The following is a 16,829-nucleotide window of genomic DNA, read 5'->3' as shown; positions in this document are numbered from 1 at the left end:
GCTTGTAATTTTTAGGACGAATAAAATTGAAATAGATATTTTATCTTGAGGAGTGAACGTGAATGGCTTTAACAGCGGGTATTGTGGGGCTTCCAAACGTGGGAAAGTCCACATTATTTAATGCAATTACCCAGGCAGGAGCGGAATCGGCAAACTATCCCTTCTGCACAATTGACCCTAACGTTGGGATTGTAGAGGTACCGGATTATCGTTTGCAAAAATTAACGGAGCTTGTTCAGCCAAAAAAGACAGTTCCGACAGCGTTTGAATTTACCGATATTGCCGGGATTGTTAAAGGTGCCAGCAAGGGGGAAGGATTAGGGAACAAATTCCTTTCTCACATTCGTGAAGTGGATGCAATCTGCCAAGTGGTACGCTGCTTTGCCGACGAAAATATTACCCATGTATCCGGTAAGGTTGACCCGATTTCTGATATTGAAACCATCAACTTGGAATTAATCCTTGCTGATATGGAATCGGTGGAAAAACGTATCGGCCGTGCAGAAAAATTGGCCAAGCAAAAAGATAAAGATTCTGCAGCAGAGTTTGAAGTGCTAGCAATGCTCCGCGACGCTTTTGAATCAGAAAAACCTGCAAGGTCCGTCGAATTTACAGAAGAGCAATTAAAAGTAGTAAAACACCTTCATCTTCTGACTATTAAACCAGTCCTTTACGTGGCCAACGTCAGTGAAGATGATGTTGCTGACCCGTCCGGAAATGAATATGTTCAAAAGGTCCGGGAATATGCGGCTAAAGAAAATGCTGAAGTAATTGTTGTCTGTGCTAAAATTGAAGAGGAAATCGCCGAGCTTGAAGGCGAAGAAAAGCAAATGTTCCTCGAGGAGCTTGGAATAGAAGAATCCGGGCTTGATCAATTAATCCGTGCTGCCTACAGTTTGCTTGGTTTAGCTACGTATTTTACTGCCGGTGTGCAGGAGGTTCGCGCCTGGACCTTTAGAAAAGGAATGAAGGCTCCTCAGTGTGCAGGTGTCATCCACTCTGATTTTGAGCGTGGCTTTATCCGTGCAGAAACAGTTTCATTTGATGACCTAGTGACTGCTGGTAGTTATAATGCCGCTAAAGAAGCAGGCAAAGTCCGTTTGGAAGGTAAAGAATACGAAGTAAAAGACGGAGACGTCATGCACTTCCGATTTAACGTATAATTTATTGAGGCTGACAGGTGTCAGCCTTTCATCATTTTTAATGAAGATTATGGCATTCCAGTGAAGGGAATTGCAATTCGTGTCGCTCTGTGCTATAATTTCAACTTGTGAGTAATGAATAATTGCTCCTTGCCCATATTGGGCCGTTTTAGACCAAAAGGAGGTGACTGTGATGAACAAGTACGAAATCATGTACATCATCCGTCCAAACATTGAAGATGAAGCAAAAAAAGCTCTTGTAGAGCGTTTCAACAACATTCTTCTTGAAAATGGCGCGGAAGCTGCTGAATCGAAGGATTGGGGTAAACGCCGTCTTGCTTACGAAATCAATGATTTCCGTGACGGATACTACCAAATCGTTAAGACAACATCTTCGTCTGCTGCAGTTCAAGAATTTGCACGTCTTGCAAAGATCAACGAAGATATCATTCGTCATATCGTAATTAAAGAAGAAGAGTAGATAGAAAAGCGGAAGCGACCGTTTATCGGCGTATGACCTGGAGCGCTTCGACTGAGATAAAGGAAACACGAAGAGCGATAGCGATTCGATGTTGACTTATCGTAGGGAGAAGAGCGAAGGGCACTAGCCGATGGGAGCTGGAGCTAGACAAATATAAAAATTTCTGGCAAAAAATGTTTCACATGAAACATTTCCGGGAGAAAAGGAGTTGATTCTGATGATGAATCGTGTCGTTCTTGTTGGCCGTTTAACTAAAGATCCTGACCTTCGCTATACACCAAGCGGCGTTGCAGTTGCTACCTTTACTTTAGCTGTAAATCGGGCATTTTCGAATCAGCAGGGGGAACGCGAAGCAGATTTTATTAACTGTGTCGTATGGCGGAAGCCGGCAGAAAATGTGGCAAACTTCTTAAAAAAGGGAAGTTTAGCTGGTGTTGACGGCCGGATTCAAACCCGCAACTATGAAGGACAAGATGGCAAACGCGTATATGTTACAGAGATTGTAGCAGAAAGTGTTCAGTTCTTAGAACCGAAAGGCGCATCAGGCGGCGGTGGCGGCGGAAGAGGCAACGATTTCTACGGTGCACCTCCAATGGAACCGCAAGGAAATCCATTTGGCGGCGGCAATCAGAATCAACGACAAAATTCTAACCAAGGTTTTACAAAAGTAAATGATGATCCATTTGCAGGAAGCGGTCAAATCGACATTTCTGACGATGATCTGCCATTCTAATGTAGCCTTAATAGATCGGATTAATTTTTAAAAAGTGAAGGAGGGAATTTCCATGGCAGGAGGACGCAAAGGCGGACGCGCAAAACGCCGTAAAGTTTGTTACTTTACAGCAAACGGTATCACTAACATCGATTACAAAGATGTAGATTTACTAAAAAAATTCATCTCTGAACGCGGTAAAATTTTACCACGTCGTGTGACTGGTACTAGCGCTAAATACCAACGCAAATTGACTGTTGCAATCAAACGTGCACGTCAAATGGCTTTATTACCATTCGTTGCAGGTGAATAATAAAGCTGCATAAAAGACAGCCAAGGCGAGAGCCCTGGCTGTCTTTTTATTAGCTAATAGGAAGTATAAATTCAATTACCCCTCATGAATCGTCCAATCGGACTCGCCAATCGGCAAATTTTCATTTGCAAAAAAATTGAATAGCCTGCTATATCTAGCTAAAATTAAGAAGTAGAAGGTTTAGTTTCGAGGTGAAGAAGTGAAAAATGTTCGTAAGTTAACAGAAGGCGCCATGCTTTTAGCGGCCTTTACAGTTTTGTTTCTAATATCAATGTATTTACCATTTGTCGGAATGGTTTCAAGTTTATTTTTAGCCGTTCCCTTTATTATGTTTGCGGCTAAAAATGAAGGAAAATGGACTATTGTATTTGTTGTTGCCTCTATACTTCTTTCCATTATTGTCGGGTCGTTCCTCTCCCTTCCATTAGCCTTGTCATTTGGAACAACAGGAGCAGTAATGGGGTATTTAATACAAAAGAAAAAAGAGCGAATGACAATTTTCATTGCCAGTTCATTTGTTTTATTGATTAATATCATTGGGATGTATGCCGTTAGTATTGTCTTTTTTAACATGGACATCATCAATGAAATGATTAATACCATGAAGGATTCCATTAAAATGTCAACCGACATGCTGAAGAATTTAGGTCAGGAAAAACAAGCAGAAAATACAGTGAAACAATTCACTAGAGGATTAGAAATGGTTAGAACCTTGATTCCAACACTGTTTGTATTAACCTCGTTTATTCTGACATTGATGATTCAACTGGTATCCTATCCAATCGTAAAAAGGTTTGGAGTTGAGGTTAAAAAGTGGAAGCCGTTTAAAGACCTCATCCTGCCGAGAAGTCTGCTGTGGTATCTTCTGATTACCTTGTTTGCAAATATGGTGCTAAACCCTCAGGAAGGGACATATTTATTTGCTGTATTATTAAACCTTACATATGTACTGCAATTTTTGATGATTTTTCAAGGCTATACCTTTATGTTTTATTATCTTGATGCGAAAGGAATCTCTAAATCAGTAGCAGTTATCCTGGCTGTTTTCTCCTTCATTATTCCGATTTTTCTTTATATTATAGGGATATTAGGTATAATTGATTTAGGCTTTGATTTACGGAAAAGGTTTAAAAAAGAGTCATGACTACTGTGATTGGGAGCTGAAAACTTTGCCTACATTTTTAGAAAAACGATCGATACGTTATCCTTTTTATGGGTTAATCGGCGTTACAGTGGTACTGCTCATTGTCCTGCTATTATACAATTGGATATTAAGCTTGGCTGGGTTCTTCGCCATGTTTATCCCTCTTTACTATATGTTTGTGGTTGATCGGCGCCAGCGAAAGGAAATGGAAGAGTATATTGCAACCCTCTCTTACCGAGTTAAAAAAGTTGGCGAGGAAGCGCTGCTCGAGCTGCCAATCGGGATTATGCTGATCAATGAAGAATATACGATCGAGTGGGCAAACCCTTATTTATCCTCGTGTTTTGATGAGGATACCTTGCTAGGCAAGTCGCTTTACGATGTCGCTGACAGCTTGATTCCATTGATAAAACAGGAGGCCAAAACAGAAGTTATCACCCTTCATGATAAGAAATTCCGTGTCATTCATAAACCTGAAGAACGGCTCTTGTACTTTTTTGATGTAACTGAACAAGCTGAAATTGAAAAGTTATATCAGAATGAACGAACGGCTATTGCCATCATCTTCTTAGATAATTATGATGACCTGACACAAGGAATGGACGATCAAATGCGCGGTAGTCTTAATAATTTGGTTACCTCCATTTTAAATAAATGGGCAAATGATAATGGGATTTTTTTAAAAAGAATATCGTCAGAACGGTTTATTGCTGTTTTCAATGAGGAAATTCTTCACAGCCTTGAAAAGGGGAAGTTTTCCATTTTAGACGAATTAAGAGAAATGACCTCGAAGCAAAATACCTCTTTCACCCTAAGTATTGGTGTTGGAACAGGTGTATCTTCGCTGCCGGAATTAGGATTATTAGCACAATCGAGCCTCGATTTAGCGTTAGGCCGCGGCGGTGATCAGGTGGCAATTAAACTTCCAAACGGCAAGGTGAAATTTTTCGGCGGAAAAACAAATCCAATTGAAAAGCGTACGCGTGTGAGGGCACGGGTTATCTCCCACGCATTAAGAGATTTGATTATAGCCAGCGACAAGGTCATTATTATGGGACATAAAAATCCGGATATGGATTCCATTGGTTCAAGCATTGGGATTTATAAAGTGGCACAACTCAATCAAAAGGATGCTTATATTGTTGTCAACATGCAGGAAATGGAGAGCGGCGTTAAACGGATGATGGAGGAAATCCGCCATCAGGAGAAGCTATATTCCCGCTTTATAGGGCCGGAAGAGGCCTTAGAAATTGCCACTGATAAAACACTGCTTGTTGTGGTCGATACCCACAAACCTTCCCTTGTTATGGAGGAACGGCTGCTCAATAGAATCGATAATGTGGTAGTTATCGATCATCACCGCCGCGGTGAGGATTTTATCTCCAACCCATTGCTCGTTTATATGGAGCCGTATGCCTCTTCTACTTCAGAGCTTGTAACGGAATTTTTGGAATATCAGCCAAAACGAGGTAAAATTGAAGTAATTGAAGCAACAGCGCTGTTGGCGGGAATTATTGTCGATACCAAAAGTTTTTCGCTAAGGACGGGATCAAGGACATTTGATGCTGCATCCTACCTGCGGGCTCACGGGGCGGACACGATCCTTGTGCAAAAGTTCCTGAAAGAAGACGTTGGTACATACATCAAAAGGTCGAAGCTCATTGAATCCGTCTATTTCTATCATGAGGGAATCGCCATTGCCAAGGGTACAGAGCAGGATTTCAATGACCAAGTGATTATCGCCCAAGCAGCAGACACGCTTCTAACGATGAATGGAGTGACGGCCTCATTCGTTATTTCAAAAAGAAGTGAGGAACTGATTGGAATCAGCGCTCGTTCACTAGGAAACATAAATGTACAGGTCATTATGGAAGGGATGAAAGGCGGCGGCCACTTGACAAATGCAGCCACCCAACTGACAGGACTTACCATCGAACAAGCAGAGGACCAGTTGAAGCAAGTAATCGAGGATTATTTAGAAGGGAGTACAAAGGAATGAAGGTAATTTTTCTTAAGGATGTAAAAGGAAAAGGAAAAAAGGGTGAAATTAAAAATGTAGCGGACGGTTATGCCCATAACTTTTTAATTAAGCAGGGGCTTGCTGTTGAAGCAAACTCCGCTAACGTCAGCACGATGGATGCGCAAAAGAAAAAGCAGGAAAAGGAAGCGGCTGAAGAGCTTGCTGAGGCAAAAAAGCTCAAAGAAACATTGGATAAGATTACAGTTGAGCTGACAGCAAAGGCTGGTGAGGGCGGACGTCTATTTGGTTCGATCACCTCAAAACAAATCGCTGAGGAACTGCAAAAGAAGCACGGCATTAAAATCGACAAACGGAAAATGGAGCTCGATGATGCGATCAGGACGTTAGGACATACGAAGGTTCCAGTTAAGCTCCATCATGACGTAACAGCCACCTTGACCGTTCACGTGAAGGAAGGAAAATAAAAGACAGCCTGTTGAGAATAAAATTTGCCAGTTCAAATTTAGATGAATCATGATAAAATAAAAAAGCAAGCTTAGAGACGTGATCGGTTTATCTGGTCACTTTTTTCTTTTTAAGATATGATTATTTTTATAAGATTAATAATCACTCTCTAGTTAGGAGGGGTTTTAATAGATGAATGATTTGTTTGCTGACCGCATGCCTCCACAAAATATAGAGGCAGAACAGGCGGTATTAGGTGCAATTTTTCTAGAGCCTTCTTCTTTAACGATGGCTTCAGAAATCTTGATTCCGGAGGATTTCTATCGAGCTGCCCACCAAAAAGTCTTTAATGTGATGCTGAAGCTGAATGACGAAGGCAAAGCAGTTGACTTGGTAACTGTTACGGAGGAACTGGCTGCAGCTAAATTAATCGAGGATATAGGCGGTGTCAGCTATTTAAGTGAACTAGCAGGCGCTGTGCCGACGGCTGCCAATATTGAATATTATGCGAGAATCGTAGAAGAGAAATCCCTTCTTAGAAGATTGATCCGCACGGCGACTAATATCGCCACAGATGGTTATACTCGTGAAGATGAAGTTGAATCGCTATTAAGCGAAGCTGAAAAAAGCATCATGGAAGTAGCCCAGCGAAAGAATGCCGGAGCCTTCCATGACATTAAAGATGTCCTTGTTCGGACGTATGACAATATTGAGGAAATGCATAAACGTGTTGGGGAGATTACCGGCCTTGAGACGGGATTTGTTGAACTTGACAAGATGACAGCAGGCTTTCAGCGCAATGATTTAATTATTGTCGGTGCCCGTCCTTCTGTTGGTAAAACAGCCTTTGCCTTAAATATTGCGCAAAATGTCGCGAAAAAAACGGGCGAAAATATTGCCATCTTTAGTCTAGAGATGGGTGCTGAGCAGCTGGTCATGCGTCTTTTATGCGCCGAAGGGAACATTGATGCCCAAAGGCTTCGTACTGGGTCGCTGACAGAGGAAGACTGGGGTAAGTTGACGATGGCAATGGGCAGCTTGTCAAACACAGGAATCTATATTGATGATACGCCTGGGGTAAGAGTAGGTGATATTCGTTCCAAATGTCGCCGTTTAAAGCAAGAGCACGGCTTGGGAATGATTTTAATTGACTATTTGCAGCTTATTCTAGGAAGCGGCCGCTCTGGAGAAAACCGTCAGCAGGAAGTATCGGAAATTTCCCGCTCCCTCAAGCAATTAGCCCGTGAGCTGCAAGTGCCTGTTATTGCCTTATCACAGCTATCCCGTGGTGTGGAGCAGCGTCAGGATAAGCGGCCGATGATGTCAGATATCCGTGAATCTGGGTCGATCGAGCAGGATGCTGATATTGTTGCCTTTCTTTACCGTGATGATTACTATGATAAGGAATCGGAAAACAAAAATATTATCGAAATTATCATTGCTAAGCAACGTAATGGCCCGACGGGTACGGTTTCGCTGGCATTCGTGAAAGAATATAATAAATTCGTAAATCTGGAGACAAGATATGAATCTCCAGGGGCGTAAGGGGGCCTGATTCCCGCTGCTTTAAGGTTGTACTGCAGCGGGGTCAGACCCCTTTTTAGTAGATTTTTAGTTTACGAACATATTTTACTATTTTAATATAAATCGTTCGTGTTTAATTGACTTTTTTCATAAAAAATTGATAAACTATGTAAGGGAATTAATTAATTTAATGAAAGCTAAAAATTCGGAGGTGCCTTACATGTCATCAGTAGTGGTTGTTGGTACGCAATGGGGAGACGAAGGAAAAGGGAAAATCACTGATTTCCTTTCAGAAAATGCAGAAGTAATTGCCCGTTATCAAGGGGGAAATAATGCAGGTCATACCATCAAGTTTAATGGCGAGACCTATAAGCTGCATTTGATTCCTTCAGGAATTTTCTATAAGGAAAAAATTTGTGTCATCGGAAATGGCATGGTCGTCGATCCAAAGGCACTTATTCAAGAACTTGCTTATTTACATGAAAAAGGAATTACAACCGATAACCTGCGCATCAGTAATCGTGCCCATGTCATCCTTCCTTATCATATAAAATTGGATGAAGTGGAAGAGGATCGCAAAGGCGCTAATAAAATTGGTACAACTAAAAAGGGTATTGGTCCAGCATATATGGATAAGGCAGCCCGGAACGGGATTCGCATTGCTGATTTGCTTGACCGTGAAATTTTTGAAGAAAAATTAGTTCGCAATCTAGAGGAAAAAAACCGTTTATTTGAACGCATTTATGAAACAAGCGGCTTCAAAGTCGAAGATATTCTTGATGAATACTATGAGTACGGCCAGCAGGTTAAGAAATATGTCTGTGATACATCCGTCGTTCTAAATGATGCTTTGGATGAAGGCCGTCGTGTATTGTTCGAAGGCGCCCAGGGTGTCATGCTTGATATCGACCAAGGAACCTATCCATTTGTTACGTCTTCCAACCCGGTTGCCGGTGGTGTAACGATTGGTTCTGGTGTAGGTCCAACTAAGATCACTCATGTTGTTGGTGTATGTAAAGCGTATACTTCCCGTGTTGGTGATGGTCCATTCCCAACTGAGTTACATGATGAAATCGGCCACCAAATCCGCGAAGTCGGCCGTGAATATGGTACAACAACAGGACGTCCACGCCGTGTTGGCTGGTTTGACAGCGTTGTGGTCCGCCATGCTCGCCGTGTTAGCGGTTTGACAGATCTTTCGTTGAATTCCATTGATGTTCTATCAGGAATCGAGACATTAAAGATTTGTACAGCTTACCAATATAATGGAGAAGTCATTACAGAATATCCTGCTAACCTAAAGATTCTTTCTCAATGTCAACCAATTTACGAAGAATTGCCAGGCTGGACAGAAGATATTACCGGCTGCAAATCCTTAGATGAACTGCCTGAAAACGCCCGTCACTATGTAGCGCGTGTTTCCCAATTAACAGGCATCCCATTATCCACCTTCTCAGTAGGGCCTGACCGCACCCAAACAAACGTCGTCAGCAACCCGTGGAGACAAGTTTAATGAAGCATGGGGACGGTTCTTCTGCATCAGAAACAGAAGAACCGTCCCTTTTTTTAAAATTTTTTAAAAAAACTATTGCCTAATAAACGCCACCATGATATTATAAAAAGCGTCGTCACAAACGGCATCTAAGTACGAGCCATTAGCTCAGTCGGTAGAGCACGACCGAATAAGCTTCAGCGGAATTGCTTCAGGGCAATCGCCGAGCCGCTGCTTGAATAAGCTTACTGAGGTGGTTGCATCTGACGACGGAATGAAAAGATTAGGGAAGCATCTTAATAACGAGCCATTAGCTCAGTCGGTAGAGCATCTGACTTTTAATCAGAGGGTCGAAGGTTCGAGTCCTTCATGGCTCACCATTCTTTATGAATGGCCCCTTGGTCAAGCGGTTAAGACACCGCCCTTTCACGGCGGTAACACGGGTTCGAATCCCGTAGGGGTCATCGGCATTGGTCGGCCGGTAAATGACTGGCAAGGACGGTCTCCTTGCTGGCTGACCATATTATAAATTGGTCTGGTAGTTCAGTTGGTTAGAATGCCTGCCTGTCACGCAGGAGGTCGCGGGTTCGAGTCCCGTCCAGACCGCCACTAAAAATAGTATGGCTCAGTAGCTCAGTCGGTAGAGCACGATCGAATAAGCTTCCTTGAAATACTTCAGGGCAGACATCGAGACGCTCCTTGAATAAGCCTTCTGAGATGTCTGCAAAGGACTTACCTCATATTAGTTGTAGGAAATCATCTAAATATGGCTCAGTAGCTCAGTCGGTAGAGCAAAGGACTGAAAATCCTTGTGTCGGCGGTTCGATTCCGTCCTGAGCCATCCCAAAAAGAAGTTCGCACACATTGCGGACTTCTTTTTCTTATTACATTTGTTACATAAATGTAATAAATGGACCTATTTTTTACAAAACGCATAGAAATTTGTCTTATTTTGTAAAATTATCCCGATATTGGACAAACCCTTGATATAATAGGGATTTCCACCTATTACCCGCACAAAAAAACAGGAAAAAATGACCAACATATTTCAAAAGACGTAGGATAATGTCAGTAATTATACAATTGTGTTACATTATGGAGACTATTAATCTCTTCTCTATAAAACTATGGTAAAGTAAGAGTGGCTAAAATTCTGGGAAACCCTTTCATTGTGTTTTACCGTGGTTTAGGAGGAAATAATGTTTTCATTAAATAAAAAAAATAATTCTAAAAAACTATTATTAATAAAAACAACCATAGCATCAGCAGTAGCCGCATCTGTTATTGCGTTTAGCAGCGGACCGGTGGCATTGGCTACTTCATCAAATTTAAGCACTGTTTATCATGTTTATCTCAATGGTACATACATAGGTAATGTAACGGATAAAGCAATTGTCGATAAAATTGTTGCAGAGAAACTGGATTCCATGAAGGAATCCATCAAAGATCTTAACATAAAGCTTGGCGAACAGGTTCAATATGTACCTGAACAAGTTTTCAGCGCCAATGCAAACAATCAAGAAACTCTTCAAAATTTAAGAAATACATTCCAAGTTCAAGCAGAAGCGGCTGCCATTGTGATCGATGGAGCACCAGTTGTTTATTTGGAAAATAAGAGTGCGGCAGAAGACGTAATCAAGAATCTTAAATTGCAGTATGTTACTGAACAGCAGCTGCAAGATCTTGAAGCGCTTAAGTCGGCTGACCCTAGTACATTACCCGCTTTAAATGAAAATGAAACACGTATTTTAAATGTAAGTCTTTCAAAAAATGTATCTGTGGAAACGAAAAATGTAGAGCTGCAAAAAATTGTAACCCCTGCTGAAGCTGTTACCCTTTTACAAAAAGGCACTTTGGAAGAAAAGAAGTACGCTGTTCAAGATGGCGACGCACTTGAATCAATTGCCCATCAAAATGGATTGACAGTGCCGGAATTGCTAGCCCTAAATCCTGGATTAACAGCAGATTCATTAATAAAAATCGGCCAGGAAATCAATATTACGGCCTTAAAGCCATACGTGGATGTAATCGTTGAAAAAGAAGTAAACCAAAACGAAACCATTCCATTTGAAACGCAAATCGAAGAAGACGCAAATCTTCCTAAGGGAGAACAGAAAGTACAACAAGAAGGACAAAACGGATCTCGTTCAGTAACCTACCATATTTCAGAACAAAATGGCGTTGCTGCCCAAAAGGACGTTACTAGTGAGCAAGTTCTGCAGCAGCCTGTAAATAATATTATCGTTAAAGGAACAAAGGCCATTCCTTCCCGTGGTGAGGGCACACTTGCTTGGCCGACTGTCGGCGGGTATGTATCCAGTGAAATGGGCTTCCGCTGGGGCAAAAAGCATAAAGGAATCGATATTGCCAGACCAAGCAATTTAACAATCAAAGCAGCCGATAATGGTGTAGTTGTTTCAGCAGGCTGGGACAGCGGCGGCTATGGAAATAAAGTCATCATTGACCACCAAAATGGAATGCGTACCCTCTATGGACATATGTCCTCCATTAATGTAAAAGCCGGTCAGACAGTTTCCAAAGGAACGAGCATTGGTGTTATGGGAGCAACCGGAGATGCAACTGGTGTCCACCTCCATTTCGAAGTATACAAAAATGGCGGCTTGGTAAACCCACTTTCTTATCTAAGCAGATAACAGTCTCTAGTTTTAACTAGAGGCTTTTTCTTTTGGCTAATAAGAAAGTATAAACTTTCTGCCGAAAGCTTTATACTTTCTTAACGCATAAGTGCAACTACGCCTCATGAACCGCCCTTAGGGGCTCGCCAATCGGCGAGTTTTCTTTAGAAACCTTAGTAGTTAACTGGAAGGAGTCTTCCAAATACTTGTTATAGGTGAATTTCAGGCGAAACAGTGGTAAAGTAAAATGGAGTAGTTATGACTTTAAAAAGAAAAATATAGACAATAAAAACAAAAAGGAGCAATGGTATGGAAAAGAAAATTCTCGTTGTTGATGATGAAAAACCGATTGCTGATATCCTTCAATTTAACCTGAAAAAGGAAGGATATGATGTCTATTGCGCCTATGATGGAAACCAAGCACTTCAATTAGTTGAAGAAATCCAACCAGATTTAATCCTGTTAGATATTATGCTTCCGCAAAGAGATGGAATGGAGGTTTGCCGCGAAGTACGAAAAAAGTACGAAATGCCAATTATCATGCTGACAGCCAAGGATTCAGAAATTGATAAAGTCCTGGGACTTGAGCTTGGTGCTGATGATTACGTGACGAAGCCGTTCAGTACTAGAGAGTTAATCGCCCGTGTGAAGGCGAATTTGCGCCGCCATCAGCAAATCATTGCACAGCCTGATGCCGAAAATGAAACGAATGAAATAGTCGTGGGCGCTCTTGTCATCCATCCGGATGCCTATGTCGTGTCTAAACGTGGGGAAACCATTGAGCTTACCCATCGTGAATTTGAATTGCTTTATTACTTGGCACAGCATATTGGGCAGGTTATGACACGTGAGCATTTACTACAAACGGTCTGGGGCTATGATTATTATGGCGATGTTCGGACAGTCGATGTTACGGTACGCCGCCTTCGTGAAAAAATTGAAGATAGTCCGAGTCATCCTGCCTGGATTGTGACGCGACGCGGGGTAGGTTATTACTTACGGAATCCTGAACAGGAGTAGTGACTGGTGAAAAAAGTAGGCTTCTTTCGCTCGATACATGTTAAATTTGTAATTATCTATGTGCTCCTCCTTTTAGTTGCGATGCAGATTATCGGTGTTTATTTTGTCCGGCAGCTGGAGGAAACATTGAGGACAAATTTCCAAACGGCCTTAAAAGAGCGTGTGAATTTACTAGGATATAATATCCGCGAGGAAATAGAGAAACAAAGAACTTCGGAAGACCCGACGCTTGAGGAAGATATCAATAAAATCCTTAGGGATTTTGATAATGCCGGTGATATCTCAGAGGTGCGGGTGATTGAAAACAGGTCACTAAAGATTCTCGGAACCTCTGATTCAGACAATCAAGGGGTAGTGGGCCAAAGAACAACTGAACTTCGCATTAAACAATCAATGGTTTTGGAAGAAGACCAAAGTGCCCTGTTAATTGATAAGAAGACGGGAAACCGGATCTGGGTCCTTTCTACTCCGATTAAATCCGGCAAGAAGGTCATCGGGGCCATTTATCTTGTCGCAAAAATTGAGAGTGTTTTTGAACAAATGAAAACTATTAATAAAATTTTTGCTACAGGGACAGCCATTGCCATGTCAATCACAGCTGTATTAGGGATCTTGTTAGCCCAGACCATTACAAGGCCGATTGCCGATATGAAAAAGCAGGCATTGGCAATGGCCAAAGGGAACTTTTCTCGTAAGGTTAAGGTGTATGGGTACGATGAAATCGGAACGCTGGCGATTACCTTTAACAATTTAACGAAGAAGCTGCAGGAAGCCCAGGCGATGACGGAAGGAGAACGTAGAAAGCTATCCTCTGTCCTCTCCTATATGACAGATGGCGTTATTGCTACGGATAGAAAAGGCCGGGTTATCCTCATAAATGAACCGGCAGCGGAAATGCTGGATGTTTCACGTGAAACAGTGCTCTCCCAGCCGATTGTGTCATTATTAGATTTGGATGACACCAATACCTTCGAAGATTTGTTGGAGGAGAATGATTCGCTCATTCTGGATTACAGTACTAAGCAGGAAAGATACATCCTCAGGGCCAATTTTTCCGTGATCCAAAAAGAAACTGGATTTGTAAACGGATTGATATGTGTTCTGCATGATATTACGGAACAGGAAAAAATTGAATTTGAAAGACGGGAGTTTGTCGCCAATGTTTCCCATGAGCTAAGAACCCCATTAACCACGATGAGGAGTTACCTTGAGGCTCTTGCAGATGGAGCGTGGCGTGATGAGGAAATTGCCCCGAACTTTCTGGAAGTGACAAGTAAGGAAACGGAACGAATGATTCGCCTTGTAAATGACTTGCTGACATTATCAAAAATGGATAGCACTGACTACCGGATGACAATGGAATGGGTAAACTTTGTTGATTTCTATGACCGAATTATTGACCGTTTTGAAATGGCAAAGGAGCAAAACGTAACTTTTAAAAGAATTCTCCCTAAGCATGGCATCTTTGTTGAAATGGATGAAGATAAAATGACACAGGTTTTATACAATATTATCTCGAATGCTCTGAAGTATTCCCCTGAAGGCGGACAGGTGACTTTCTCGATTCAGGAGAAAAATGAGACCATTATTGTCAGCGTTTCGGACCAAGGAGTGGGAATACCGAAGGAGAGTATCGGGAAAATATTTGACCGTTTTTATCGGGTCGATAAGGCAAGAACGCGGAAAATGGGCGGAACAGGTTTAGGACTAGCCATTGCGAAAGAAATTGTCAGTGCACATGGCGGAAATATCTGGGCATCAAGTAAGGAAGGAAAAGGAACTACTATTTCATTTTCCTTGCCATTTGAAAGTGCTGAAGAGGATGAATGGTCATGAAATATGAAAATATTAAATCCATTATCTTAACAATATTGGTGTCGATCAGTATTTTTTTAACTTGGAATCTCTGGACATACCAGCCTAACCTCGACACGATGGAAAATGACAGCAATGTAGCGGAAGTCTCGGTGAGTGAAAAGCAGGAACTGCAGAAAATTGTCCGCCCTGACCGAATTTTGTTTCATATTAAAAATGACCATTACGGAACCAATAATTCAGATGAAATCGACAATATCATCAAGGAAATTAGAAAGTGGTCCATCTTTGATATAAAAAACTATACCGACAATGTTGAAAACATAAATGACCTTATTCACAGTCCCGGAAACGCAGAATTAATCTTTCCGGGTGAGGTCCCAATCGCTTTATATCGTGGTGTCTTAAACATTGAGGGGAAAAAGGTTCCTTCCTTTAATTTTAATAGGATGATTATCAATGTGGAGAATTCCAGTAATGAGAATGGAATTGTCTATTTTGTTTCGTCGGAAAACCAACAGGTTTATATCAGTCATATTTCACCGGCCAATTTAACTGCTTTTAACCGGGACTTTTTCAAAAATGCACCTCGCTTACCGCGATATTTTGCGTATAAACCCTCGGAAAATAAAACGATCTTTTTACCTGAAGGCGAAACAGAGATGAAAACGTATAAGTATTTGCCTGTTACGCTTAATTCGGAAAAGTTTAAAGAAGCCTTGTTCCGGGACCCAAGCAATGTGCAGAAGAACCCGATTCGTGCGGGGGAGGAATATACGAGCGATTCAAGTAAAATGACAGTCAGTGATGATACGAATATACTTTCATACGTCAATCCGACTGCAGATGATGACTTTGTCGATAATTCCTATGACTTGGTGAAGCGCAGTATTGATTTAATCAACGAACATGGCGGTTGGACGGATTCCTATCATTATGTTTCAAAAAATGAATACAGTGCCACTGTTGTTTTTCGTCTTTATACCGGTGATGGCTACCCAGTTTTTAGTGAACGGGGCATTTCTGAGATTACAGAGGTATGGGGCCGAAATGAACTTACTAAATATATACGGCCCAACATTTCCTTGGAGCTGCCGCTGACAACCGAAATGAAAACGGTGAAACGGGCTTCCGGTCATGATGTGTTAAATTTCTTGGAGAATAAAAGGAATTTTAAGTCAGAGCTTCTCGAGGAGTTAGTATTAGGGTATCGAATGGATCGGGATTCGGAGGAAAACCAGTTAATCCTTTTGGAGCCTGCCTGGTTCTATCGCTACGATAAACAATGGGGAGAGCTTACGATGGATGACCTAGGGGGGCCGGCACATGGATTGGAGTAAAATTAAGACAATTTTCATCGTTACATTCTTAATCCTGGATGTATATCTGTTATTTCAATTTATGAAAATCCGTGATGCCAATAAATATGAATTCGTAACTGAAACTACTTTTGAAGAGAAACTAAAGGCTGACGAAATTAAATACGAAGAACTGCCGACAGCGAAAATAAAGTCGCAGTACTTAAGTGCAAAACCAAAGGTTTTTACAAAAAGTGATACGGCAAAGCTGAAAGGGCAGTCCGTTACCCTAAAGGACCCTGGTACCACCCTTCAAGCGGAATTTGAAAAGCCGTTTGCATTAAGCAATAAGTTCGAACCTGCCGAATTGGCCTCCTTTTTAAAGGACAATATTTTGTATGGAGACCAGTATCAATTTGGGGAGAAAAATGAGAAAAAGAGTACAATCACCTATTTTCAACAATATGAAAGCTTTCCATTATACAAAAATATTAATGGGATGATTACCTTTACGTATAATTCTGAAAATCAAATCGTCTCTTATCAGCAGACCTATCTTGAGGGCTTCGAAAAGATGGCGGCGAAGGAAGAAATACTCACGCCGTTAAAAGCGATTGAAACGTTGCACCAAAAGGGAGACATCAAACCAAAAAGCAAGATTACCAAGGTGGAGCTTGGCTACTCAACACGTATCCAATTAGCAGCCTCCCAGGTGTTGGCGCCAACCTGGCACTTTGTGGTCAATGATAAGGAAAATTTATTTGTAAATGCTTTTGAAGGGCAAATCATCCAATTCAAAAGTGATGAAAAAACTAATGTGGAGTGAA

14 protein-coding genes and 4 tRNA genes are annotated in these 16,829 nt (G+C 41.5%); all 18 read left to right on the top strand.

The features are described 5' to 3' along the window. The first annotated feature begins 62 nt into the window (after positions 1-62). The 18 genes from ychF (at position 63) to ACNQGS_RS22195 (ending at position 16,828) form a co-directional block, all read left to right on the top strand. Positions 63-1,163, top strand: a complete 1,101-nt coding sequence (gene ychF, locus ACNQGS_RS22280; RefSeq protein WP_491489249.1) for a redox-regulated ATPase YchF — start codon at positions 63-65, stop codon at positions 1,161-1,163. A gap of 172 nt (positions 1,164-1,335) precedes the next feature. After that, positions 1,336-1,623, top strand: a complete 288-nt coding sequence (gene rpsF / locus ACNQGS_RS22275; RefSeq protein WP_213147846.1) for a 30S ribosomal protein S6 — start codon at positions 1,336-1,338, stop codon at positions 1,621-1,623. A 217-nt stretch (positions 1,624-1,840) separates the two neighbouring features. After that, positions 1,841-2,356, top strand: coding sequence for a single-stranded DNA-binding protein (ssb, locus tag ACNQGS_RS22270; RefSeq protein WP_213147847.1), 516 nt, complete (start codon positions 1,841-1,843; stop codon positions 2,354-2,356). A 52-nt stretch (positions 2,357-2,408) separates the two neighbouring features. Further along, positions 2,409-2,648, top strand: coding sequence for a 30S ribosomal protein S18 (rpsR, locus tag ACNQGS_RS22265; protein ID WP_173062335.1), 240 nt, complete (start codon positions 2,409-2,411; stop codon positions 2,646-2,648). A gap of 199 nt (positions 2,649-2,847) precedes the next feature. Beyond that, positions 2,848-3,792, top strand: a complete 945-nt coding sequence (locus tag ACNQGS_RS22260; RefSeq protein ID WP_491489248.1) for a YybS family protein — start codon at positions 2,848-2,850, stop codon at positions 3,790-3,792. 25 nt (positions 3,793-3,817) lie between these two features. Next, on the top strand, positions 3,818-5,791 hold the full coding sequence (locus tag ACNQGS_RS22255; protein ID WP_491489247.1) for a DHH family phosphoesterase: 1,974 nt from the start codon (positions 3,818-3,820) through the stop codon (positions 5,789-5,791). Further along, positions 5,788-6,237, top strand: coding sequence for a 50S ribosomal protein L9 (gene rplI / locus ACNQGS_RS22250; RefSeq protein WP_464492187.1), 450 nt, complete (start codon positions 5,788-5,790; stop codon positions 6,235-6,237). Before ACNQGS_RS22255 ends, rplI begins: the two co-directional genes overlap by 4 nt. A 172-nt stretch (positions 6,238-6,409) precedes the next feature. Beyond that, positions 6,410-7,762 (top strand): replicative DNA helicase, encoded by a 1,353-nt coding sequence (gene dnaB, locus ACNQGS_RS22245; RefSeq protein ID WP_213147851.1) that lies wholly within the window; start codon positions 6,410-6,412, stop codon positions 7,760-7,762. A 199-nt stretch (positions 7,763-7,961) separates the two neighbouring features. Further along, the gene (locus tag ACNQGS_RS22240; protein WP_423800250.1) at positions 7,962-9,254 is read left to right on the top strand and encodes an adenylosuccinate synthase; all 1,293 of its coding nucleotides are present in this window, start codon (positions 7,962-7,964) and stop codon (positions 9,252-9,254) included. 283 nt (positions 9,255-9,537) lie between these two features. Then, positions 9,538-9,613 (top strand) — tRNA-Lys (locus ACNQGS_RS22235). A 12-nt stretch (positions 9,614-9,625) separates the two neighbouring features. Beyond that, positions 9,626-9,697, top strand: a tRNA-Glu gene (locus tag ACNQGS_RS22230). Between the two features lie 68 nt (positions 9,698-9,765). Beyond that, positions 9,766-9,842, top strand: a tRNA-Asp gene (locus ACNQGS_RS22225). Between the two features lie 159 nt (positions 9,843-10,001). Further along, a tRNA-Phe gene (locus ACNQGS_RS22220) sits at positions 10,002-10,074 on the top strand. Positions 10,075-10,432: 358 nt separating this feature from the next. After that, entirely contained in the window at positions 10,433-11,887 is a 1,455-nt protein-coding gene (locus tag ACNQGS_RS22215) for a peptidoglycan DD-metalloendopeptidase family protein (protein WP_491489245.1), read from the top strand. A 291-nt stretch (positions 11,888-12,178) separates the two neighbouring features. Beyond that, positions 12,179-12,889: a response regulator YycF gene (yycF, locus tag ACNQGS_RS22210; protein ID WP_213116976.1), complete on the top strand. Its 711-nt coding sequence runs from the start codon at positions 12,179-12,181 to the stop codon at positions 12,887-12,889. 6 nt (positions 12,890-12,895) lie between these two features. Then, the gene (gene walK / locus ACNQGS_RS22205; protein WP_491489244.1) at positions 12,896-14,725 is read left to right on the top strand and encodes a cell wall metabolism sensor histidine kinase WalK; all 1,830 of its coding nucleotides are present in this window, start codon (positions 12,896-12,898) and stop codon (positions 14,723-14,725) included. Beyond that, positions 14,722-16,044, top strand: a complete 1,323-nt coding sequence (locus ACNQGS_RS22200; RefSeq protein WP_491489243.1) for a YycH family regulatory protein — start codon at positions 14,722-14,724, stop codon at positions 16,042-16,044. Before walK ends, ACNQGS_RS22200 begins: the two co-directional genes overlap by 4 nt. Further along, positions 16,031-16,828, top strand: a complete 798-nt coding sequence (locus ACNQGS_RS22195) for a two-component system regulatory protein YycI (RefSeq protein ID WP_464492182.1) — start codon at positions 16,031-16,033, stop codon at positions 16,826-16,828. Before ACNQGS_RS22200 ends, ACNQGS_RS22195 begins: the two co-directional genes overlap by 14 nt. Position 16,829: the final 1 nt, after the last annotated feature.

The sequence above is a fragment of the Neobacillus sp. PVCKKU3 genome (genome assembly GCF_058323225.1).
This window is presented reverse-complemented; position numbering and strand designations above follow the sequence as displayed.